We start from the raw sequence: 21,795 nt of genomic DNA, 5'->3' as shown, positions 1-21,795 counted from the left end.
CCCTTTCGCTTGCGCTCAGTCGCCTTCGAATACTGGTTTCTGCTTCGCGACGAAGGCGTCGTACGCGCGACGGAAGTCGCGGGTCTGCATGCAGATCGCCTGGGCTTCGGCCTCTGCTTCGATCGCTTCGTCGAGTCCCATGTTCCACTCCTGATGCAGCAGCTTCTTGGTGACGCCGTGCGCGAAGGTTGGGCCCGCCGCGATCTGCGCGGCCAGCGTGTGGGCGGCATCGTGCAGTGCGTCGGGGGTATGCAGCGCGTTGAAGAACCCCCATGCGAGTCCTTCATCGGCGGTCAGCGCGCGGCCCGTATAGAGCAGCTCGCTCGCGCGGCCCTGCCCGATCACGCGCGGCAGCAGCGAGCACGCGCCCATATCGGCGCCGGCGAGGCCCACGCGTACGAACAGAAAGGCGGTTCTTGCCTGCGCGGTGCCGAGGCGCAGATCCGACGCGAGCGCCATCATCGCGCCGGCGCCCGCGCATACGCCATCCACTGCGGCGATGATGGGCTGCGGACAGGCACGCATGGCCTTGACCAGATCGCCGGTCATGCGGGTGAAGTCGAGCAGCTCCGGCATCGTCATGCGGGTGAGCGGGCCGATGATTTCGTGCACGTCGCCGCCCGAACAGAAGTTGCCGCCCGCGCCGGTGATCACCACCGTCTTGATATCGCGTGCATAGGTCAACGCGCGAAACAGGTCGCGCAGTTCGGCGTACGCGTCAAACGTGAGTGGGTTCTTGCGCTCGGGCCGGTTCAGCGTGATCGTGCCCACCTTGCCGTCGGCGGAGGCCGACCACAGGAAATGCTCGGCCTGGTAGCCCGCGAGGTCGTGCTTGTGGTGGTGCATCGGGTGTGAGGGGGTATCGCTCATGTCGTGTCTCGCTCCTTTTGCTTTTATCCCGCCATGACTTCGCCGCCCGCGACTGGGATGGCCTGACCCGTGATCGCCGCGGCGGCGGGCTGACACAACCATGCGACGGCATCGGCCACCTCTTCCGGTTGCACGAGTCGTCGTTGCGGATTGCGGGACGACAGCTCCGCGCGGGCCTGCGCCTCGGTGCGGCCGGTCTTGCCGACGATGTTCGCCACCGCGTCGCGCACGATGTCGGTCTCCGTATAGCCGGGGCAGACGGCGTTGACGGTCACGCCCTTGGTGGCCAGTTCGAGCGCGAGGGCGCGCGTGAGTCCGATCACGCCGTGCTTGGCCGCGCAGTACGCGCTGACGTAGCCGTAGCCGACCAGCCCCGCCGTGCTGGCGACATTGACCACGCGGCCCCAGCCGGCTTCGAGCATGGCCGGCAACGCGGCCTGCGTGCAGAGGAAGGTGCCAGTCAGGTTGACGTCGAGCATGCGCCGCCAGGCTTGCAGGTCGGTCTTGCCGAACGGGGCGCTGGTGGCCTGGCCGGCGTTGTTGATGAGTACGTGAATCGGGCCTGCCTGTTGCGTGGCCCGTGCCATGGCCTCGGCAACGCTGTCGGCGTCGGTGATATCGGCCACGACGGTAAACACGCGCCCCCACATCGGTGCGCCGGGCACCGCGCGCAATGCCGTGGCAGCGGCATCGAGGCTGGCGGCGTCGCGGCCCAGCAGCGTGACGGCTGCGCCGTCCGCAAGCAGGCGCCGCCCGATCGCGGCACCGATACCGCGGCTGCCGCCCGTGACGAGCGCGTGGCGGTTGGCCAACGTGGGCGACGGGAAAGTGGCGTCATTCACGGCGACGGTCTTCGCGGTAGCGTTCATATCGCCGCTCAATGCTCGGGCGCGGACGTGGCAGCCGCCGCGCGCGCGAGGTTGGCCTCGAGCTGTTGCTTGCCCGCTAGGTACTGGTGCGGCCACGCGATATCGCGATAGCCCGCGCGCGCGGCTTCATGCAGCGTCCAGGCGGGATCGGCCAGATGGGGCCGCGCGATCGCGCACAGGTCCGCGCGCCCGGCCGCGATGATGCCGTTGACATGATCGGCCTCGAAGATCGCGCCCACGGCGATCGTCGCGATGCCGGCCTCGTTGCGAATGCGGTCGGAAAACGGCGTCTGGTACATGCGGCCATAGACCGGCGCCTGCTCCGCACTGACCTGCCCCGACGAGCAATCGATCATGTCCGCGCCCGCGGCGTGGAACGCGCGCGCGATCTCCACCGCATCGTCGGCGGTAATGCCGCCCTCGACCCAGTCATGCGCGGAGATGCGCACCGACATCGGTCGGTCCTCGGGCCACACCGCGCGCACGGCGCCGAACACTTCGAGCGGATAGCGCAGGCGATTGGCCAGCGGGCCGCCATAAGCATCCTCACGCTGGTTGGTCAGCGGCGAGATAAAGCTCGACAGCAGATAGCCGTGCGCGCAATGCAGCTCGAGCCAGTCGAAACCCGCCTCGGCCGCGCGCCGCGCATTGGCCACGAAATCGTCGCGCACGCGCGTCATGTCGTCGCGCGTCATCGCGCGCGGGGTCTGTGAAACACCGGGCAGGTAGGGCAACGCCGAGGCCGACACCAACGGCCAGTTGTCATGCGCGAGCGGATGGTCCATTTGCTGCCAGCCCACCTGCGTCGAACCCTTGCGGCCCGCATGGCCCAGCTGGATCGCGATGCGCGCGTCGCCGTTCGCATGCACGAAATCGACGATGCGGCGCCATGCATCGCGTTGCGTGTCGTTCCACAGCCCGGGACATCCAGGCGTGATGCGTGCATCGGGCGAGACGCAGGTCATCTCCGCCACCACCATGGCGGCGCCGCCAAGCGCGCGCGCGCCGAGGTGGACCAGGTGGAAGTCGCCCGGCACGCCATCGACGGCCGAGTACATCGCCATCGGGCTGACCACCACGCGGTTTTTCAGCGTGAGGCCGCGCACGCGATACGGGGTGAACATGGGCGGCACGGATTGCGCGATGCCCGCACGCTCCGCCAGCCATTGCTCATAACCGCCGACATACGCGGCATCACGCGCGCGCAGGTTTTCGTGCGAGATCCGTTGCGAGCGCGTCAGCAACGAGTAGGCGAACTGCTCGGGCGCCAGGCCCGTGTAACGGCCGACGTTCTCGAACCACTCGGTCGAGTTGCGCGCGGCGTTCTGGATCTTGAGCACTTCGACGCTGCGGGTGGCTTCGTAGCGATTCAGGGCATCGGGCAGCGTGTCGACGGTGCCGCCATCACGCCCGATCTCCTCCGCGAGATCGATCGCATCCTCGAGCGCGAGCTTGGTACCCGACCCGATCGAGAAGTGCGCGGTGTGCGCGGCGTCGCCCATCAGCACCACCGGCACGCGGCGGCCGTGGTCGAACGTGTTCCAGTGCACCCAGCGCTTGCAGATCACGCGCGGAAAGCGGATCCAGCTGGCGGAGCCGCGCAGGTGCGTGGCGTTGCTGATCAGCTTGTGACCGTCGAGATAGCGTGCAAACAGCCGCTCGCACCAGGCGACGCCCTCCTCCTGGCTCATGTCGGCCAGCCCCGCCGCCTGCCACACGGACTCGGGTGTCTCCACGATAAAGGTCGAGGTGTCGTCGTCGAAACGGTACGCATGCGCCTGGAACCAGCCGTGCTCGGTGCGTTCGAACGCGAACGTAAAGGCGTCGAAGCGCTTGTGTGTACCAAGCCAGACGAAGCGGCACTGGCGGGTGTCGATATCGGGCGCGAACGATGCCGCATAGCGGGTACGGACGCGGCTGTTGATACCGTCGGACGCAATGACGAGGTCGGCGTCGTACTCACGTGCGAGCGCCTGGTCGTCGATGACGTCGGTCTCGAACACGAGCCGCACGCCGAGCGCTTCGCAGCGCGCCTGCAGGATATTGAGCAGCTTCTTGCGGCCGATGCCAATAAAGCCATGACCGCCGGAACGGATGGTACGGCCGTCGATATGGATGTCGATATCGTCCCAGTGATTGAACGCGGCATCGATCTCGCGCGCGCTGACCGGGTCGGCCTGGCGGAGATTTTCGAGCGTGGCATCGGAGAATACGACACCCCAGCCGAACGTGTCGTAGGGCCGGTTGCGCTCGACGATCACCACGTCGTTGGCGGGATTCTGCAGCTTCATCAGCAGCCCGAAATACAAGCCGGCCGGGCCACCGCCGATACACAGCACGCGCATCGCTCTTGCCTCCTGCGGTTGACGCTCCGCGTTACGGATGGGTCATTTACATTAGGATTGAATAGTTTATGCTTAAAATATTAGGATGAGGCTGAGGTGATGGCAACCAGTATTTGCCCGGAGGTCCGGGCAAATACTGGTTACTCCGCCATCGCCGCCTTGATCTGCTCCAGCGCCGTCGGGTCCTCGATCGTCGTGAGATCGCCCGGGTCGCGGCCCTCGGCGACGGCCTGGATGGCACGGCGCAGCAGCTTGCCCGATCGCGTTTTCGGTAGCACGTTGACGAAGTAGACCCGTGCCGGGCGCGCCACGGCGCCTAGTTGCTGGTCCACGGTCTTCATCAGTTCGCCCTCGAGCGCGACGCGGTCCGCCGGCGTGGCCGTGCGCGCGGCGTCGCGGGCGATGCAGAAGCCCATCGCCACCTGCCCCTTGAGCGCATCCTGCACGCCGACCACCGCCACCTCGGCCACGCCGTTATGCGAGGACAGGCTCTCCTCGATTTCGCGCGTGCCGAGCCGGTGCCCGGCCACGTTGATCACGTCGTCGGTCCGCCCGAGGATAAAGACGTAGCCATCCTCGTCGCGCACGCCCCAATCGAACGTCGAATAGCTACGACGATTTGGCACCGCCGTCCAATAGGTACGCACGAAGCGGTCGTCATCGCCCCATAGCGTGCTCATGCACCCCGGCGGCAACGGATAGTCGATCGCAACGACACCCTTCTGCCCCGGCGGACATTCCTCGCCAGTCACCTCATCGACGATGCGCAGGTCATAGCCGTACGCAGGCACACCGGGCGAACCGAGCTTGGCGGGCAACGCCTCCACACCGCGCTGAATCGCGATAATCGGCCATCCGGACTCGGTCTGCCAGTAGTTGTCCACCACGGGCTTGCCAATACCGTCCTGAATCCAACGCGCGGTAGGCTCGTCGAGCGGTTCACCGGCCAGAAACAGCAACCGCAGGCTCGACAGATCATGCCGCCTGAGCAACGCCGGATCTTGCTTCTTGAGCACGCGGATCGCGGTAGGCGCGGTGAACAGCATGTTGACACCATACTGTTCCACGAGCTTCCACAGAATGCCGCCATCGGGCCGCACCGGCGTGCCCTCGTACATCACGGTGCTCATGCCGGCCAGCAACGGCGCGTAGACGATATAGCTGTGGCCCACCACCCAGCCGATGTCCGATGCGGTGAACATCGTGTCGCCGGGCTTGCCGCAGAAGATGTATTCGATCGATGTGGCCAACGCCACCGCATAGCCGCCGGTATCGCGCTGCACACCCTTGGGCTTGCCCGTGGTGCCAGACGTGTACAGCACGTACGACGGCTCGTTCGACTCGAGCCACACGCACGGCACCTCGGCACCCGCCACGCGCTCGCGCCATGCCGCGTAGTCCTCGTCGCGCCCGGCGTCGCGTGGCATGTCGGAGAGCTGGCGATCGACCAGCAGAACCTTCTCGGGCTGGTGCGATGCCAGACGAATCGCCTCGTCCAGCAGCGGCTTGTACGGCACCACCTTGCCGGCACGCGAGCCGGCGTCCGCGCTGACGATCACGCGCGGGCGAGCGTCGTCGATGCGCGCGGCCAGGCTGACCGAGGCAAACCCACCGAACACCACCGAATGGATCGCGCCGATGCGCGTGCACGCGAGCATCGCGAACAGCGCTTCGGGAATCATCGGCATATAGATCAACACGCGATCGCCCTTCTCCACCCCGAGCGATTGCAGGATGGCGGCCATGCGCACCACCTCGTCGTGGAGCTGCGCGTACGTGTAGATGCGCTCCTCGCCGGTTTCAGTCGATACATAAACCAGCGCGCGGGACTGCGCGCGCGTCGGCAAATGACGATCGATCGCGTTGTGGCAGATATTGGTGCGGCCGCCAACGAACCAGCGCGCAAACGGCGCGTGGCTGTCGTCGAGCACGCGCTCGAACGGCGTTTCCCAGTCGATGCGCGCGGCCTGTTCGGCCCAGAACCCCTGCGGGTCGGCGAGCGAACGCGCGTGCATGGCATGGCTTGACGTCATGATATGGTCTCCTCCTGCGTGGCCTACTGTGTTGCCCGCACGTGCCCGCACTTGCCCATCAGCGCATGAGATGACCACGCGTGACGAACCGGCAGGCTTACTTGTCTGGGGCGCTCGGCATCGTCGGCGCACAAGGTGCCGGCGACGCCTGGAGTCTGGCGCGTATCGCGCTCATTCGTGCTGGAGAATCTACCATGACTGCATCGAGCCCGAGGCGCATTGCCTCACAATAAGCGGCCTCGTCGTTTACCCCGAAGGCAACCAGGTTCACCGCATTGCGCGAGCGGTAGCACGCCACCGAGCGCGGGTTCCAGAGCGCCGCGACCGCGGGCGTCTCGGCCTTCCCCAGCGTGAAGGTTTCACTGACGATCACGTTGCGCCGCAACTCGAAGCCGGCCCACGTGCCATTACCGGGCGCATCGCAACGACCACCCAGCGAGACATCGACCAACCGCTTGCGCGTGGCGTCGCGCGACTCGAACACCCGCGCCTTCGGGTACTGCGAGAAGGCGCGCTGATAGGCGGCTTCCGTCGAGTAGATCAGCACGCGGCCCCACGCGCCCTCCTCCTGCAGCACCTTCGCCACGGCCTCGGCCTGCGCTTCAGCGGGCAGCGCCTTCATGTCCAGCACCACCGGCACGGTCGCGGGGATGTGATGCAACGCCTGACGCAGCGACGGCATGCGCACGGGGTGCGCGCGATAGGGATACACGGCCGGCTGCCCGGCAGCGGAGTCGGTGAAGGTCCAGCCAGCGTTGAGCGACTGCAACCGCGCGAAGGTCATGCCCGCCACCGGTCCCTTGCCATCGGTCAGGCTCGCCAGATCCGTCGGGCGATACAGCACCGGCACGCCATCCGCGCTCAGCTGCACGGTTAGCCAGATCATGTCGGCATGATTGGCCAGGGCGCTCTCGATGGCGACGAGAGTGTTCTCGGGCTTGTCCTTCGTGCCGCCACGATGCGCGACGAGTTGTGGAAACGGCGGCGGTGACGTTGTGGGTTTCGCCACGACAGGGCGGGTCGCAACCTTGTCCGTGACCGCTGCGGGAGGCGTCCCACCGATCGCGGCGGGGTTCGCCGCCATACCGGGTGGCAGGACTACTGTGGGGGCACACGACGCGGCCATGGTGACCGAGGTGGACGTCAGCAACAACAACGTGAAACGCCTGCGCGACATGTCGACTCCTGTGGACGAAGTGATCGTCAGAGCGACATCCGCATGTGTGAGTGCCCGATGTCGAAGCGGCGCGTCGCACTTGATTGATCCTAATCAAGTGCGGCGCGCGTTCCGTGGTACTTCCCTCAAATAAAAACGCCTCAGTGCGTGCCGCGCTTGGGCGCGCTGGCTTTCGCCGCGGGCTTGGCTGGCGTTGTCGCCCGCGCCGGCGCTGCCTTGGCAGGCGCGGCCGATTTGCGCGACGCCGGCTCCGCGACGGCGCGACGCACCGGCTCGGCTTTGGCCTTGCCATGGGCCTGCACCTCGCGCGTCACGCGCGTGGCACGTCCCCTGGCCACCGGGGCATCCACGCGTTGCTGCGGTTCCGGCTCGGCCGCGGCCCGCGCGGCCACCGACGGACGCACCATCAGCACGAGGCTCTGGCCGGACACGAGCTTGCTGCCGGACAGCTTGTTCCACCCCTGCACCTGACGCACCGACACGTTATACCGGCGCGCGACGCTGGCCACGGTATCGCGGCGCCCGGCCTTGACGACGATGCGCTGCGCGTCGGGCACATCGGGCTCCACCACGAGCATCGCCGTTTCCGCCAGTGAGGCACTGATGTCCTGATCGTGCGGCCCGGTCCGCGGAATCATCACCGTAGAGCCGGCCTTCAGCCGCATGCCCTTGGGGATGCGATTGATCTCGCGCAACGTGTCGGCATCGATATTCAGGCGCGCCGCCAGCGATTCCACGCGCTCGCGGCTGTCCACGGTTACCGCGGTCCAGCTCGAGAGCCCGCCGCGATACGTGTTGAGGTTGAATTGAAAGCGCTCGGCGTTATCGAACGGCAGCAGGATCTGCGGGTTCGCCGCGCCGAGGATCACCGGCTTGTTGAACGACGGGTTGAGCGCCTTGAATTCGTCGAGCGGCATGTTCGCGAGCTTGGCCGCGAGCGCCACGTCGATATCGCGCGACGTGGTGACGGTGACGAAGTACGGATGATTCGGAATATCGGGTAGCCGCACACCATAGGCCGCCGGATTGGCGATGATGTTCTTCACCGCCTGCAGCTTCGGCACGTAGTAGCGCGTCTCGTTCGGCATGGTCAGGCTGGCGTAGTCCGTGGGCAGGCCACGCGCCTGATTGCGCGCGATCGCGCGCGACACCGCGCCCTCGCCCCAGTTGTACGCCGCCAGCGCCAGATGCCAGTCGCCGAACATGTCGTAGAGCCGCCCGAGGTAGTCGAGTGCCGCGTCGGTGGACGCCAGCACGTCGCGCCGCTCGTCGCGGAACATGTTCTGCTTGAGGTTATAGCTCTTGCCCGTGCTCGGGATGAACTGCCACATGCCGGCCGCCTTGGCCGTGGACTCCGCCTGCGGATTGAACGCGCTCTCGACAAACGGCAGCAGCGCGAGCTCGGTCGGCATCTTGCGCCGCTCGAGCTCCTCGACGATGTGATAGAGGTACCGGCTCGACCGGCCAACCATGCGCTCCATATACTCGGGACGCACCGCGTACCACTGCGTGCGGTCATCGACCAGGGTGCCTTCGAGGTCCTGCATCGCAAAGCCGCGACGGATACGGTCCCAGATATCGGTCGAGGGGCCGCGCATCCAGTCCACGCTGACCTCATCGACATTGATCACAGTGGTGCTCGACAGGCTGCCCGCGTTGCCGGTGCTGTTGAGCGTATTGAGCGGATCCTTCTTGCTGCTGTCCACCAGGGCGGTCGAGGCGCCGGCAGAGGCGCCGGTGGGCGGGGTCGGTGTGCTGGCGCAGGCTGCTAACAGCGCGGCACATGCAAAAACCGCCAGAAGTCGACCAAATTTCATTAAGTTCTCGGAAAGTGACGCCAAAAAGTTTGCATGATGCTATGGAAATGACGGGGACGCGTCAATGAGATTTTCCCCGTCGGCTTGATTGCATCGAGGCGCCCCGCCCGCAAGCGCCTCATTCCAACGCCCTCCGCGAGGGCTTAGCGGAAGTTGTCCTTCCAGGCCCGCAGCGCGCCGAAGGCGGCCGCGTCATCTGCCTCCCCTGCACCAATCTGGCCAGCCTTGCCGCCCTGCGCCTGCACGGCCTGCCGCACGGACGGCTCCCGCGAGCGCAGGAACGGATTGACCGCGCGCTCGTGCGCCACCGTCGTCGGCACTGTGGGCTGGCCGGCCTCGCGCAGCGCGTCCACACGCGCCGACCACGCGGCCAGCGCGGCATTGCCCGGCTCCACGGCACGCGCGAACTTCACATTGCTGGTTGTGTATTCGTGCGCGCAATACACGCGGGTGTCGCCGTGCAGCGCCGCAAATTTGTCCAGCGAGTCCAACATCTGGGCCGGAGTCCCCTCGAACAGGCGCCCGCAGCCGCTCGCGAACATGGTGTCGCCGCAAAACAGGGCGGGACCGTCCACATCCCCAATGTAGGCCACGTGGCCGGCGGTATGCCCAGGCACATCGAGCACGCGCAGCGCCAGCGCCGGATGCCGCAGCGCCACGGTGTCGCCTTCCCGCACGGCCTGCGTGCGGCCGCCGATGCGTTCGCCGCCCGGCCCGACCACGGGCATCGGGGCGCCAGCGGGGTCGTTTGGATGCGCCGCGAGCAGGTCCGCGACCCCGCCCTGGTGATCTCCATGGTGATGGGTGATTACAATAGCGCCCAGAGCCAGCCCGCGATCCGCCAGAAAGCGTTCGACGGGCGCGGCTTCACCTGGGTCCACAATGGCAACGCTATGCCCGTCGTGGATTGCCCAGATATAGTTGTCCTGGAATGCGGGGATCGGCTCCACCTTCAACATGTGTGCTCCTTATGTCCAACCGTCCGATTATAAATTGGGAAGATTGGCTGGCCTCACCTCCCGGGCAATACATGCTCGACTGGGAAAGCCGGCAGTATGACCGGACCGTGGTGGACATCTTTGGCTACCACGCGGTCCAGATGGGCCTGCCGGCGATCGATACCCTGCGCGAGAACCGCATGCCGTTCTCCGCGCTGGCGCTCGACGGCCGCGCCGGCCCACACGGCCCGCGCGCGGGCCATACCGACACGCGCCAGCTATTGTGCCGCTTTGACGAATTGCCGTTCGAGACGCAGAGCATCGATCTGGTGACGCTGCCGCACATTCTCGAGTTTTCGGAAGATCCGCACGAAGTGCTGCGCGAGGTATCGCGTGTGCTGATGCCCGAGGGCCGCATCGTGCTTACCTGCTTCAACCCGATGAGCCTGTGGGGCGCGCGGCAGGGGCTGAACCGGCTCGGCGCCTCGCCGTTCCTGCCGAGCGACGCGCAGACCACCGGTTTCGTGCGCATCAAGGACTGGCTCAAGCTGCTCGGCTTCGATATCATCCGCGGCCGCTTTGGCTGTTATTGTCCGCCCTATCGGACCGACCGCTGGCTCCAGCGCATGGCGTTCCTCGAGAAGGCCGGCGACCGCTGGTGGCCGATCTTCGGCTCGGTCTACATGATCTCAGCCGTCAAGCGCGTGCGCAATATCCGCCTGGTCGGCCCGAGCTGGAAGACCTCCAAGCCCGCGCTGGCCCCCGTTTCCGCCCCAGTGGCCACGCCCACCGGCACCCATGGCAAGACGCCCGGCGAGGATCGCTGACGCCGGCGTCCCGCCTCATTCGAGCTCATTCAGGAATTCATGCAAGAAGTCACGATCTATTCAGATGGCGCCTGCAAGGGCAACCCCGGCCCCGGCGGCTGGGGCGCGGTGCTGGTTGCCGGCGACAGCGAAAAAGAACTGTTTGGCGGCGAAACCCCGACCACCAACAACCGCATGGAGCTGACCGCCGTCATCGAGGCGCTGCGCGCGCTCAAGCGGCCGTGCGTGGTCAAGGTCTATACGGATTCCCAGTACGTGCAGAAAGGCATCAGCGAATGGATCCGCGGCTGGAAAGCGCGCGGCTGGCTGACCGCCGACAAGAAGCCGGTCAAGAACGCGGATCTGTGGCAGCAGCTCGACGAGCTCGTGCAGCCGCACCAGATCAGCTGGCACTGGGTACGTGGCCACAACGGCCACCCGGGGAACGAGCGTGCCGACGCGCTGGCCAACCGTGGCGTGGCCTCGATCGGTAGCTGAATTGAACGGCGTTCGCTCCATCCGCGCGCCGGCCATCCGTTAGAATCCCGCCCATGCGACAGATCATCCTCGATACCGAAACCACCGGCCTCAATGCCAACGCCGGCGACCGCCTGATCGAAATCGGCTGCGTCGAAATGGTCAACCGGCGCCTGACGGGCCGTCACCTGCACTATTACGTCCATCCGGAACGCGATATCCACGAGGACGCGATCGCCGTGCACGGCATCACGCTCGAGTTCCTGGCCGACAAGCCGAAGTTCGCCGAGGTCGCGCACGACATCCGCGAGTTCGTGCAGGGCGCCGAGCTGATCATCCACAACGCCGCGTTCGACATGGGCTTTCTGGAGATGGAGTTCAAGCTGGCCGGACTGACCTCGTTCCGCGAAGGCATCGGCGGCGTCATCGACACGCTGCGCGAGGCGCGCCAGATGTTCCCGGGCAAGCGCAACTCGCTCGATGCCCTGTGCGACCGCCTGGGCGTGAGCAATGCGCACCGCACGCTGCACGGCGCGTTGCTCGATGCCGAACTGCTGGCCGAGGTGTACCTGGCCATGACGCGCGGCCAGAACTCGCTGGTCATCGACATGATCGACACGAGCACGGGGACTGGCGTGGCGGCCGCCAGCGCCGATCTGTCGGTGCTGACGCTGCCGGTGCTCCTCGCCACCGATGACGAACTGTCGGCGCACGCGACGGTGCTCAAGGAACTGGACAAGGCCAGCGGGGGCAAGACGGTGTGGAAAGACGTCGCCGGAGAACTGCCCGCCCCCACTACGGTGCAGTGAAAAAAGTTGGCAAAAGGGCTTTACAAGATACTGTCAGATCTGCATAATCTCGTTTCTTCGCAGCACGCACAGCGCGCAGCGACAGACCCGGGGAAACCCAGAGGGGGAAACCCAAGCGGAAGTCTGCAGGTTGAAAACAACTTCGCAGCAACCCGATTGGGCGGTTAGCTCAGTGGTAGAGCACTGCCTTCACACGGCAGGGGTCGCAGGTTCAAACCCTGCACCGCCCACCAAATTCAATGCCAAAAAGCCAGCCTCGCGCTGGCTTTTTTGTTTCTGCGCCGATGCTGCGCCGACATACGCACGCGCCTCAGGCGTGCTGCGTCGGCTCCCACAGCATCTCCCGCAACGGACGACGGTGGCGCCAGCCGAGCTCTTCGAGCATCGGCGCATCGTAGAACGCCGGCACCGGTCCGAGGCACAGCAATCCGAGCGGCCGAGCGCCTTCAGGTAGCTGCAGCATGCGGGCCAGCGCCTGTGGGTCGAACATCGATACCCAACCGAGTCCGAGGTTCTCCGCACGTGCCGCCAGCCACAGGTTCTGGACGGCGCAGGCGGCGGACGCGAGCGCCATGTCCTGCGGCATGGTGCGGCGGCCGAACACGGTGCCGTCGTCGGGGGGCAATACGATGGCGAGCAGCTCCGCGCAATCGCGGATGCCTTCCACCTTGATGCGCAGGAACTCGGCTTCGCGCTCTCCCAGTGCCTGAGCGGTAGCGAGGCGCTCCGCGTCCACCAGTGGCAGCAGACGCTCGCGCCATGCGGGGGTGCTCAGCCGCATGAAGCGCCATGGTTGCATCAGGCCAACCGAGGGCGCCTGGTTGGCCGCATGCAGCAACCGCTCGAGCTGCGTGTCGGGCAATGGCGGACCGGGCGTGAAGTGACGGCAGTCGCGCCGCAACGCGATGACCCGATAGAGCGCGGCTCGCTCCGCGTCGCCGACCTCGTGGGCCCGCTCTTTCCCATCGCTGCCGCTGCGCTCACCGCCCGGCGTTCCTGCTTCAGATGACAACCCCTTCTCCTACGTAGCGTGCAGCTTCGACTCGGCATCCACGCCAGCCGCCGCCCCGAAATGCCGTGAGTGTCGACCGCGACCGTGAAGCCGTCAAGCACCGCTCGCACGCAAACCAGGCAAATGGAGCGGTGAAGATTCGTAGAGATACGAGAGAAGGGAGGGAGAGCGATTGGTAGACTCGGTGGCGAGTTGCATGGGGCGGCTCGATGGATAGTGGAGCAAACCAAATGAGAGAGAACCCAACCTACCGTGAACGTGTCCTGCTTGCCTGCGATGTTATTCGCCGCGGCAAAGTGGAAGCGTACCTGGACTCCTGCCCACCCGAGGTCGCGGCGCGAGCGCGGAGTATCAAGCTGACATTCGAAGAGGCGCGACGGATGTTCAAGCTCGCGGTGCGCCTCCACGACGAGAGGATGCGGAATGCAAGGACGCCCGAGTGAAAGCACAGGGCCACCCGCTTCCATGCCACGACAATACAGCCCGGTTTTTCCACGCCTCGTCGACGCCGATGACGACGTCGTGGGCATGGTGGCCTATACGCTCTACAAGCGGCAGAAGCTGGAATGGATCCAGGCATTCCGGGCGACGCACGATGGCGCTGAGCCCACGGATCGGGAGATTGCAGAGCGCTTCGCCGCGTTCTCCGGCATGCCATCTCAGATCGAACAGTATCGCAAGCAGGCTGTCGGCATGCTCGAGGCTTTCCTGCAGATCGCCGAGACCGCACAACCAAACGGGCAACGTTGGAAAGCAGCCTCGGCACGAGGGCGAAGTTTCCGGCATCGCGTCGTCGAAAGCATCGTCGCCAATCTGGTGACCGTGCTACTGACCGCCGGCGTGACCGGCATTGCGTGGGTCCTCGTCACGGGCCCAACCCATCTGTTGAGACAGACCATCGAGCAAATCCTTGGCGGAGGCTAAACCCCTATGCGATTGTTTAGATCGTTCATCGTGTTAAGCAGGCCCTCGGAAATCCGGGGGCCTTTGCTTTTGGGCGGGCGTCGGCGAGCCGTGCGAGACTAATGACTTTCTCGACCCACGGGCAGATTTCCATGACCGATTCCACGCGCGCCGCCGGCGTGCACTTCTACCGGCCCGAAGAGGGTCATCGTCTGGCGCATGATCCGTTCAAGGCCATCGTGGCGCCGCGCATGATTGGCTGGATTTCCAGTCGCGATGCGGAAGGCCGCTTCAATCTTGCGCCGTACAGCTTCTTCGGTGCGTTCGCGGGCAATCCGCCGGTCATTGGCTTTTCGAGCGAGGGCTACAAGGATACGGTCCGCAATGTCGAAGCCACCGGCGAGTTCGTGTGGAACATGGCCAGCCTGTCGCTGGCGGAAAAGATGAATGCCACCTCGGCCACCGTGCCGAGCGATGTCGACGAATTTACGCTCGCGGGCCTCACGCCGGTTGCGGGCCATAGTGTCAACGTGCCGCATGTGGCGGAGTCCCCGGCGGCGCTCGAGTGCAAGGTCATGCAGGTGATTCGCCTGACCAACATCGACGGAGAAGCGATGTCCAACTGGCTGGTGCTGGGCCAGGTGGTTGGCGTGCATATCCGCGACGAGTTCCTCAAGGACGGCCTGTTCGACACGTTCCTCGCGCAGCCAATCATGCGCGCCGGTTATCGCGCCGAGTATGCGCAGACCGGCGACAAGTTCGAGATGATTCGACCTCGTTAATGCACACGAGATCGCCACACGCAACAAGCGGAGCGAATTCAGGCGATAGCGATCGGCAACGCGGCCGCACCGGTATAGCGTAAGGTCTTTTCAAGGCCATGGAGTGCTTACCGGATGTGGGCGATCGATGCAGCCTGCGCGCAGGCGCTACCGTGGACCGGGCGCTATCCCGCGGCGGCCGGCATCTTCGAGGTGCGGCCGCGGCGACTGCCGTGCGACGCCCTGCCCGTCTACGACGACGAGCTCGGCTGTGTGATCGGCTACCTGCGCGCCCATGCGCGGCGCGGGCAGTTGATGAACCTCGACGGCGACGTCATCGCGGTATGGGCCTGTCATGCGTTCTTGCCCGAGCCCGACATGCGCGATGCCGTGCTGGTGGTCGGCGGGCTCTGGACCTCGCGCGTGCGCGGCATGACACCGCTCGATGTGATCGGCAGCGGCGCGCCGGTCCCGCCCGACGCCGTGGGCACACTGCGTCAGCACTTTATGGCGCTATCGCAGGAACCACTGTTCTACACCGAACCCGCGCTCGCCCGTATGCAAGACCGTGTGCACTTCGTGCCCGTGCATATCCTGCGGCTCGCGTTGCGTCATGGCGAGCGGCTGCCGCCACCGGCCGGACTGGCCGGTGTGGCACGCTATTCATCGCTGATGTGGTTGCGGCAGGTGCCGCATGTGCTGGATGTGGTAACGAGCGCGGATGGCCTGACGGTGCTGCGCTTCGAATACTGGCATTACGCCGGGGACTGCGCCTTGTTGGACCCCGCGGCCCCCACAGACCCGGCCACCTGAGGCGCGGTGACATGGTCGACCGCGGCGAGCACGTCCTCGACCGTCGGCGGCGCGCCACGATCGCCGATCGAGAGCGACTGCCCCGGCGTATGAATACCGAAGTGCTTCGCATCGGTGGCTGTGAACAACATCACCGACGGCTTGCCGAGCGCATCGGCCAGATGCACGAAGCCAGTGTCCATGCCGACCACGAGCGCCGAGGCGTCCACACGTTGCGCGACTTCGGTGATGGTCATCTTCGGCAGCACCTCAGCGCCAGGAATCTCGGCGGCCAGTGCCTCGGACTCCGCGCGCTCCTTGTCGGAACCCCAGGGCAGCTGGATGCGATAGCCGCGACGCGCAAGCTCCTGCCCCACGCGGATCCAGCTGGCCTGCGGCCATTTCTTGATCTCGGCGGACGTCGCGTGGAACAACATGCAGCGCGGCACGCCATCGGCGTTAAGCGGAGTGGCCGGCGCCGGCACGCGCAGCGCGTTGTGCTCGCGCGGTTCGATCTCGTAGCCAAGCGCGTTGGCGACGACCATACGCATCTTGTGCCGACAGGTGGCGTCGCCATGCGGCCCGAAGATATCGGTATAGGCAAACACGGCCTGCGGTTCGCCGAGGAACTCGGCGCCATAGCCATAGCGGCGTGGCGACCGCGCCAGCCGCGCCACGATCGCGCTCTTCATAACGCCGTGGACATCGACCACGGCATCGTATTTCTCGCGCCGCAACGCACGCACGGCCTTGAGAATGCCGCCGAGATTACGCAGGCTGCGCTGCTTCTTGAAGCCGCGCAACGGCGGCGAGATCACGCGATCGACACCGACGGCCCAGCTCGGAATGTCCGCGCACGAGGCATCCGCGACCCAGTCGATCTTCGCTTCGGGATATGCGCGGCGCAGATCGGAGATCAGCGGCAGCGTGTGGACCATATCGCCCAGCGAGGTGATCTTGATGACGAGAATGCGCTTCATGCGGAGGAGCCGCGGCCGGGGCCGGTCAAATTTGCGAAGCCGCTAGTATGCCTGAGCCGGCAGCCCCAGCCTCACACTCGTCGTCGCTCAACGCCAGACCGAAGCGTCCGCCACCACCGTGGCAAAGCGGTCATGCAGCGCGGCCAGCGTCACGCGATGCAGTTCCGCGGCGGGCAACGGCTCGCCACCGAGCGGATCGGGCAGATCGCGCGTGGCGCAGGCCGCCGCCACCAGCGTGCAGCGATAGCCGTGATCGAGCGCGGACCGTACCGTGGCGCTTATGCACATATGCGTCTGGAAGCCCGCGACGATCAGCTCCTTGCGGCCCAGCGCCTCCAGCTTGGCGGCGAGTTCTGTACCCGCGAAGCTGTTGGGCAGGTGCTTGACCACGGTCGTCTCGTCGTCGCGCGCCTCGAGGCCCTCGATCAGGCTGGCAAATCGCGTTGCAGGATCGAACGCGCCACCGGCCTTGCCGTGGTGAACCACATGCACGACGGGCGTGCCATGCGCGCGCGCCAACGCGAGCAGCTCGGCGCAGGCCGCGACGGCCGACGGCATACCGACCAGCGGCAGGCGGCCATCGACGTACTCCTGCTGGTGATCGACGACCACCAGCACGGCGTCCTGCCAGGCGGAAGGCTTGCGGCTCGCGCCCGCAGCGTCGAGCAAGGTGAATGGAGCGGATGGAGTGGACATTTGGAACCGGTTCCTCTTCTGGGAAATATGGATGGTAATTCACTTCGAGGGACGATGCCCCACACGATGGTAGGCAACCATCGGACAGACGCCAAAACCTCGGTATCGCACCATGCACTTAGCGTGCGATCGGACACATCCATTTGGATTAGTCCGCGTTTACGCGGGTGCACATCTGCTACGCTGCCAACCAGTGCCAAGAAACGGGCGGGTTGCAGCACAAAAGCCCTGGCACCAAAAGAACGGGTCAGTGCGCGCAAGGCTTGCCATACCTGAGGCCTGAGCGCGCATGAAAAAGAACATAAACATGCGGCACTCTCTGAAGTACCGGATGGCTCTTGCGACTGCGCTCGTGGCCACGCTGGTCCTTGTGGTCAGCGCAGGGTTCTCGCAGTACTACGCGTACGAAAGCCTCAAAGGTCTGCTTCAGGACCAGCAGGATACGCGTGTCAAGATGGTCGCCGAGCAACTCGATGAAAAGCTCGAGTCGCGCGAGGTCGTACTGCGCCGGCTGGCGAAACAGCTCGAGCCGGCCCTCGCGCGGCCGGCAACGGAGTTGCGCCGTCTCGCCACGGGCGCCGTGGACATGCCCGAGAGCTTCAACGCAGTACTCATGGCCTGGCCCGACGGCACGCTTGCGTTCAGCACTGCCGTGCCCGAGGGCTACAAAGCCAACGTCAGCGAACGTGAATATTTCCGCGCCATTCTCAGGGGTGCCCCGTTTGTCGTCTCGGATCTGATCCAGGGCCGTTATTCCAACTCACCGGGCGTGATTCTGGCGGTGCCGCTTCATGGCCCCAAGGGCGAATTGCGCGCCGTGGTCGCGGGCGTCCTGAACCTCAACGGGCACAACTTCCTGCGCGAGCTCTCGCGCAGCCGCGTGGGCGTGACCGGTTACTACTGCCTGGTCTCGGCCCCTTCCAATCCGCGCTACGCATTGCATCCGGTGGCCGGCACGGTACTGCAACCCGCGCGCGCCGAGGGCGAGTCCTGCGGGGCCGAGCAACCCAAGTCCGCATGGGAGTGGTTCGCGCCAAAGCAACCCATCGTCGCGCGGCATGCGCTCGAGGCCAATGGCTGGCAGGTGGTGGCGGTGCTCCCGGCGCAGGAAGCGTTTTCGCCGTTGATCGAGATTCGTCAGCGCGCGGTGATTGCTGGCGTCATGTCGCTGCTGGTCGCGGGCGCGCTGATGTGGCTGTTGATCCGGCATATCCTCGCGCCGCTGGAGCACCTGCATCGCACGGTGCGTCAGCTCGCCACGCGCCCCACGGCCGTGGCCGAACTCCAGCATGACAGCGAGGACGAGATCGGCGAGCTGGCTACCGCGTTCTCTGAGGTCATGCATCAGCTATCCGAGCGCGAGCGTGCGCTCGAAGCCGCCAAGGATCGCGCCGACGCCAGCGAGAAGCGCATGGAGGCGATTGCCAACCATGTGCCCGACTATGTGTCATTCATCGATGCGTCGGAACGGTTTGCCTATGTCAATCAGGCCTATGCAAACCACTTCGGGCTGGCACCTGCCCAGATCGTGGGACTCACGGTGCGCGAGTTGTGGGGCACCAGCGAATATGTGGCCAACGAGCCGTTCCTCGCGCAGGCGCGTGCCGGTGAAGCGGTGACTGTCACGCGTGAATGCGCGGACGGCGCGTGGTTCGAGGTCACCTATCAACCCGCATGGAACGAGGCACGCGATGCCCTGACCGGGCTGCATATGTTCGCGCGCAATGTCACCGATGAGCGCGCGCGGTTACGGCAGCTGGAGGCGCAGACGCTGTCGGACCATTTGACTGGACTGCTCAACCGCAAGGGTTTCGATCGCCGGCTGGCCGACGTGATGGCGCGGGCGGATGCAAATGGGCAACGCGCGGCATTGCTGCTGGTGGATCTCGATGACTTCAAGGCCGTCAACGACACGCATGGGCATGCGATCGGCGATCGGCTGCTGGTGGCGTTTGCGGAACGACTCAGCCATTGCGTGCGCAAGGGCGATGCGGTCGCGCGCATTGGCGGCGACGAGTTCGCGATCATTCTCGAGAATGTTGGCCATCCAGGCACGGTGGACCGGCTCGCGCGCACGGTGGTGCAGGCGGCGCTGCGCCCGCTGGTGATCGGCGATCAGCCGTTTGTGGCGACGGCCAGTGTGGGTAGCGCGCTGCACCAGCCGCATGGCGGGAGTTCGATCAGCGAGCTGTTTATGCGGGCGGATATGGCGCTTTACGAGGCCAAGCGTTGCGGCAAGGCGCGGCATGCTTCGCCGACCGCGCCGGCAACATTTACGGTTTGAGCCCTCTCCCCGAGGGGAGAGGGCTCACCTGCTAAGCCACTACCGTACGCGGCCTTCCTTCCAGGCTTGCAGCAGCTTGTCGTACGCGATGGTTTCGCCCTTCGGCTTTTCGTTGTCGAGCTTCTTCCACGGTGCGTGGTCCGAAGACAGCCACTTCGACGGATCGCTCTTCGGGTTGAGCTTCGGCGCGCACTGGCTCATGCCGGCGCGCTGCAGGCGGGCCATCACCTGATCCATCTCTTCGGCAAGCGTGTCCATTGCGGCCTGCGGCGTCTTTTCGCCGGTCACCGCGGTGGCCACGTTCTTCCACCACAGTTGCGCGAGCTTCGGATAGTCGGGCACGTTGGTGCCGGTCGGCGTCCAGGCCACGCGCGCCGGGCTGCGGTAGAACTCGATCAGGCCACCGTACTTGGCCGCGTTCTTGGTCAGGTACTCGTTGTTGATGTCGCTATCGCGAATAAACGTCAGGCCGGTCAGCGACTTCTTCAGCGACACGGTCTTGGCCGTCACGAACTGCGCATAGAGCCATGCGGCAGCCAGGCGGTTCGGATCGGTGTTCTTGAAGAACGTCCACGAGCCCACGTCCTGATAGCCGTTCTGCATGCCCTGCTTCCAGTACGGGCCATACGGCGACGGTGCCATGCGCCACTTGGGCGAGCCATCCGCGTTGACCACCGGCAGGCCCTTCTTGGTCATGTCAGCCGTGAAGGCCGTGTACCAGAAGATCTGCTGCGCCACCTGCCCCTGCGCGGGCACCGGACCGGCTTCGGAGAAGGTCATGCCCATCGCCTGCGGCGGTGCGTACTTCTTCATCCAGTCGATGTACTTGGTCAGCGCATAGACCGCGGCCGGGCTGTTGGTGGCGCCGCCACGCGAAACCGAGGCGCCTTCCGGCGTGCACTTGTCCGTGCCCACGCGAATGCCCCACTCGTCCACCGGCATGCCGTTCGGCAGGCCCTTGTCCGCGGTACCCGCCATCGACAGCCATGCATCGGTAAAGCGCCAGCCCAGCGACGGGTCCTTCTTGCCGTAGTCCATGTGGCCATAGACCTTCTTGCCGTCGAGCTCCTTCACGTCGTTCGAGAAGAAGTTGGCGATGTCCTCGTACGCGGACCAGTTGGTGGGCACGCCGAGGTCATAGCCGTACTTGGCCTTGAACTTGTCCTGCAGATCCTTCCGCGCGAACCAGTCCGCGCGGAACCAGTACAGGTTGGCGAACTGCTGGTCCGGCAGCTGATAGAGCTTGCCATCGGGCGCCGTGGTGAACTTGGTGCCGATGAAGTCCTTCAGGTCGATATCCGGGTTCGTGAACTCCTTGCCGGCACCGGCCATGTAGTCGGACAGCGGCAGGATCGCGCCGTAGCGATAGTGCGTACCGATCAGGTCCGAGTCGGAAATCCAGCCGTCGTAGATCGACTTGCCGGACTGCATCGACGTCTGCAGCTTCTCGACGACGTCGCCTTCCTGGATCAGGTCGTGACTGACCTTGATGCCGGTGATTTCCTCGAACGCCTTGGCCAGCGTCTTGGACTCGTATTCATGCGTCGTGATGGTTTCCGACACCACGCTGATCTGCGTGACGCCCTTGGCCTTGAGCTTGGCCGCGGTGTCGATGAACCATTTCATCTCGGCAAGCTGCTTGTCCTTGCTCAGCGACGATGGCTGGAACTCGTTGTCCACCCACTTCTTCGCTTCGGCTTCACCGGCCCATGCGTGCCCGCATGCTAGCGCGGCCGCAAATGCCAGGGCCGACATCCCCAACTTTACGTGCTGTTTCATCAATGTCTCCTCAGGAACCCCCTTCCCCGATTTCTGTTTCTGGGATGGCGCCCCCGGGGAAGGGACAGGCGGCACAGCCCATTTTTAATATGGCAACTGCAACACACATAACCCACGCAGGAGTCTTAACCCTTGCGCATGATCAACAGCAACACCAGCAGCGAGATACCCGCGCTGACCCACACCGACGGCGCCTCGGCAAGCGAGAACCAGGTCTGCATCTTCTCGCCCAGTCCCACCCACGCGAGGTTGATCCACGCCGCGCACATCAGCCCGATAAACAACCGGTCGCCGCGCGTGGTCGCAATCGGCAGAAAGCCCTTGCGCAACACCGTGGGGGAGCGCATTTCCCAGATCGTCATGCCGATCAGCATGATCACCACGCTTGCAAAGAACACGGCCACCGGGGTGGTCCATACCATCCAGCTCAGCATAGATCGCCCTCCC

The 21,795-nt window shown here is 65.3% G+C and carries 19 protein-coding genes and 1 tRNA gene; 8 read left to right on the top strand and 12 right to left on the bottom strand.

Going from position 1 to position 21,795, the window contains the following annotated elements; all coding sequences use genetic code 11:
• Positions 1-15 precede the first annotated feature (15 nt).
• The 7 genes from LDO41_RS01465 to gloB form a co-directional block, all read right to left on the bottom strand.
• Positions 16-870: an enoyl-CoA hydratase family protein gene (locus LDO41_RS01465; protein WP_223980939.1), complete on the bottom strand. Its 855-nt coding sequence runs from the start codon at positions 868-870 to the stop codon at positions 16-18.
• Positions 871-893: 23 nt separating this feature from the next.
• Positions 894-1,739, bottom strand: a complete 846-nt coding sequence (locus LDO41_RS01460) for an SDR family NAD(P)-dependent oxidoreductase (protein WP_223980936.1) — start codon at positions 1,737-1,739, stop codon at positions 894-896.
• A gap of 8 nt (positions 1,740-1,747) precedes the next feature.
• Entirely contained in the window at positions 1,748-4,084 is a 2,337-nt protein-coding gene (locus tag LDO41_RS01455; protein WP_223980934.1) for a bifunctional salicylyl-CoA 5-hydroxylase/oxidoreductase, read from the bottom strand.
• Between the two features lie 140 nt (positions 4,085-4,224).
• On the bottom strand, positions 4,225-6,117 hold the full coding sequence (locus LDO41_RS01450) for a propionate--CoA ligase (RefSeq protein ID WP_223980932.1): 1,893 nt from the start codon (positions 6,115-6,117) through the stop codon (positions 4,225-4,227).
• Between the two features lie 97 nt (positions 6,118-6,214).
• Positions 6,215-7,294, bottom strand: a complete 1,080-nt coding sequence (locus tag LDO41_RS01445; RefSeq protein WP_377740840.1) for a glycerophosphodiester phosphodiesterase family protein — start codon at positions 7,292-7,294, stop codon at positions 6,215-6,217.
• A 140-nt stretch (positions 7,295-7,434) separates the two neighbouring features.
• Positions 7,435-9,111, bottom strand: coding sequence for a transglycosylase SLT domain-containing protein (locus LDO41_RS01440; RefSeq protein WP_223980930.1), 1,677 nt, complete (start codon positions 9,109-9,111; stop codon positions 7,435-7,437).
• 143 nt (positions 9,112-9,254) lie between these two features.
• A complete protein-coding gene (gene gloB, locus LDO41_RS01435) occupies positions 9,255-10,070 on the bottom strand; it encodes a hydroxyacylglutathione hydrolase (RefSeq protein WP_223980928.1) in 816 nt (271 codons plus the stop codon).
• Positions 10,071-10,081: 11 nt separating this feature from the next.
• On the opposite strand from gloB, the gene LDO41_RS01430 reads away from it, so the two are divergent.
• The 4 genes from LDO41_RS01430 to LDO41_RS01415 all read left to right on the top strand — a co-directional run bounded on the left by LDO41_RS01430 (position 10,082) and on the right by LDO41_RS01415 (position 12,374).
• Positions 10,082-10,876, top strand: coding sequence for a class I SAM-dependent methyltransferase (locus LDO41_RS01430; RefSeq protein WP_223980925.1), 795 nt, complete (start codon positions 10,082-10,084; stop codon positions 10,874-10,876).
• 39 nt (positions 10,877-10,915) lie between these two features.
• Complete coding sequence (gene rnhA, locus LDO41_RS01425) at positions 10,916-11,353, top strand: ribonuclease HI (protein ID WP_223980922.1); 438 nt, start codon at positions 10,916-10,918, stop codon at positions 11,351-11,353.
• Positions 11,354-11,406: 53 nt separating this feature from the next.
• On the top strand, positions 11,407-12,141 hold the full coding sequence (dnaQ, locus tag LDO41_RS01420) for a DNA polymerase III subunit epsilon (RefSeq protein WP_223980919.1): 735 nt from the start codon (positions 11,407-11,409) through the stop codon (positions 12,139-12,141).
• Between the two features lie 158 nt (positions 12,142-12,299).
• Positions 12,300-12,374, top strand: a tRNA-Val gene (locus LDO41_RS01415).
• A gap of 77 nt (positions 12,375-12,451) precedes the next feature.
• Here the strand turns inward: LDO41_RS01415 and bluB are convergent.
• The gene (gene bluB / locus LDO41_RS01410) at positions 12,452-13,153 is read right to left on the bottom strand and encodes a 5,6-dimethylbenzimidazole synthase (protein ID WP_223980916.1); all 702 of its coding nucleotides are present in this window, start codon (positions 13,151-13,153) and stop codon (positions 12,452-12,454) included.
• Positions 13,154-13,618: 465 nt separating this feature from the next.
• Between bluB and LDO41_RS01405 the strand changes: the two genes are divergently transcribed.
• The 3 genes from LDO41_RS01405 (at position 13,619) to LDO41_RS01395 (ending at position 15,630) form a co-directional block, all read left to right on the top strand.
• A complete protein-coding gene (locus LDO41_RS01405) occupies positions 13,619-14,077 on the top strand; it encodes a hypothetical protein (protein ID WP_223980914.1) in 459 nt (152 codons plus the stop codon).
• Positions 14,078-14,208: 131 nt separating this feature from the next.
• Positions 14,209-14,838: a flavin reductase family protein gene (locus LDO41_RS01400; protein WP_223980912.1), complete on the top strand. Its 630-nt coding sequence runs from the start codon at positions 14,209-14,211 to the stop codon at positions 14,836-14,838.
• A 114-nt stretch (positions 14,839-14,952) separates the two neighbouring features.
• Positions 14,953-15,630, top strand: coding sequence for a hypothetical protein (locus LDO41_RS01395; RefSeq protein ID WP_223980910.1), 678 nt, complete (start codon positions 14,953-14,955; stop codon positions 15,628-15,630).
• On the opposite strand, the gene waaC is transcribed toward LDO41_RS01395, so the two are convergent.
• Positions 15,573-16,589, bottom strand: a complete 1,017-nt coding sequence (gene waaC / locus LDO41_RS01390) for a lipopolysaccharide heptosyltransferase I (RefSeq protein ID WP_223980908.1) — start codon at positions 16,587-16,589, stop codon at positions 15,573-15,575. The genes LDO41_RS01395 and waaC overlap by 58 nt on opposite strands.
• Before the next feature lie 87 nt (positions 16,590-16,676).
• Positions 16,677-17,285, bottom strand: coding sequence for a cysteine hydrolase family protein (locus LDO41_RS01385; RefSeq protein ID WP_223980906.1), 609 nt, complete (start codon positions 17,283-17,285; stop codon positions 16,677-16,679).
• Between the two features lie 331 nt (positions 17,286-17,616).
• On the opposite strand from LDO41_RS01385, the gene LDO41_RS01380 reads away from it, so the two are divergent.
• Positions 17,617-19,569, top strand: a complete 1,953-nt coding sequence (locus LDO41_RS01380) for a diguanylate cyclase domain-containing protein (protein ID WP_223980904.1) — start codon at positions 17,617-17,619, stop codon at positions 19,567-19,569.
• A 39-nt stretch (positions 19,570-19,608) separates the two neighbouring features.
• Here LDO41_RS01380 and LDO41_RS01375 read toward each other — a convergent pair whose 3' ends face one another.
• On the bottom strand, positions 19,609-21,348 hold the full coding sequence (locus tag LDO41_RS01375) for an ABC transporter substrate-binding protein (RefSeq protein WP_223980902.1): 1,740 nt from the start codon (positions 21,346-21,348) through the stop codon (positions 19,609-19,611).
• A gap of 125 nt (positions 21,349-21,473) precedes the next feature.
• Positions 21,474-21,782 carry a DUF2160 domain-containing protein gene (locus LDO41_RS01370; protein ID WP_223980900.1) on the bottom strand — a complete coding sequence of 103 codons (309 nt, stop codon included), beginning with the start codon at positions 21,780-21,782 and terminating at the stop codon, positions 21,474-21,476.
• Positions 21,783-21,795 lie beyond the last annotated feature (13 nt).

This window comes from Cupriavidus pampae (assembly GCF_914271485.1).
Lineage (GTDB): Bacteria > Pseudomonadota > Gammaproteobacteria > Burkholderiales > Burkholderiaceae > Cupriavidus > Cupriavidus pampae.
Note: the sequence above shows the minus strand (reverse complement) of the source record. Positions and strands in the feature narration are given on the sequence as shown.

Bases quoted from the DNA above. Each gene is read 5' to 3' on its own strand.
- LDO41_RS01465 (WP_223980939.1), bottom strand. From the start codon at position 870: ATGAGCGATACCCCCTCACACCCGATGCACCACCACAAGCACGACCTC.
- LDO41_RS01460 (WP_223980936.1), bottom strand. From the start codon at position 1,739: ATGAACGCTACCGCGAAGACCGTCGCCGTGAATGACGCCACTTTCCCG.
- LDO41_RS01455 (WP_223980934.1), bottom strand. From the start codon at position 4,084: ATGCGCGTGCTGTGTATCGGCGGTGGCCCGGCCGGCTTGTATTTCGGG.
- LDO41_RS01450 (WP_223980932.1), bottom strand. From the start codon at position 6,117: ATGACGTCAAGCCATGCCATGCACGCGCGTTCGCTCGCCGACCCGCAG.
- LDO41_RS01445 (WP_377740840.1), bottom strand. From the start codon at position 7,294: ATGTCGCGCAGGCGTTTCACGTTGTTGTTGCTGACGTCCACCTCGGTC.
- LDO41_RS01440 (WP_223980930.1), bottom strand. From the start codon at position 9,111: ATGAAATTTGGTCGACTTCTGGCGGTTTTTGCATGTGCCGCGCTGTTA.
- gloB (WP_223980928.1), bottom strand. From the start codon at position 10,070: ATGTTGAAGGTGGAGCCGATCCCCGCATTCCAGGACAACTATATCTGG.
- LDO41_RS01430 (WP_223980925.1), top strand. From the start codon at position 10,082: ATGTCCAACCGTCCGATTATAAATTGGGAAGATTGGCTGGCCTCACCT.
- rnhA (WP_223980922.1), top strand. From the start codon at position 10,916: ATGCAAGAAGTCACGATCTATTCAGATGGCGCCTGCAAGGGCAACCCC.
- dnaQ (WP_223980919.1), top strand. From the start codon at position 11,407: ATGCGACAGATCATCCTCGATACCGAAACCACCGGCCTCAATGCCAAC.
- LDO41_RS01405 (WP_223980914.1), top strand. From the start codon at position 13,619: ATGCCACGACAATACAGCCCGGTTTTTCCACGCCTCGTCGACGCCGAT.
- LDO41_RS01400 (WP_223980912.1), top strand. From the start codon at position 14,209: ATGACCGATTCCACGCGCGCCGCCGGCGTGCACTTCTACCGGCCCGAA.
- LDO41_RS01395 (WP_223980910.1), top strand. From the start codon at position 14,953: ATGTGGGCGATCGATGCAGCCTGCGCGCAGGCGCTACCGTGGACCGGG.
- waaC (WP_223980908.1), bottom strand. From the start codon at position 16,589: ATGAAGCGCATTCTCGTCATCAAGATCACCTCGCTGGGCGATATGGTC.
- LDO41_RS01385 (WP_223980906.1), bottom strand. From the start codon at position 17,285: ATGTCCACTCCATCCGCTCCATTCACCTTGCTCGACGCTGCGGGCGCG.
- LDO41_RS01380 (WP_223980904.1), top strand. From the start codon at position 17,617: ATGGCTCTTGCGACTGCGCTCGTGGCCACGCTGGTCCTTGTGGTCAGC.
- LDO41_RS01375 (WP_223980902.1), bottom strand. From the start codon at position 21,348: ATGAAACAGCACGTAAAGTTGGGGATGTCGGCCCTGGCATTTGCGGCC.
- LDO41_RS01370 (WP_223980900.1), bottom strand. From the start codon at position 21,782: ATGCTGAGCTGGATGGTATGGACCACCCCGGTGGCCGTGTTCTTTGCA.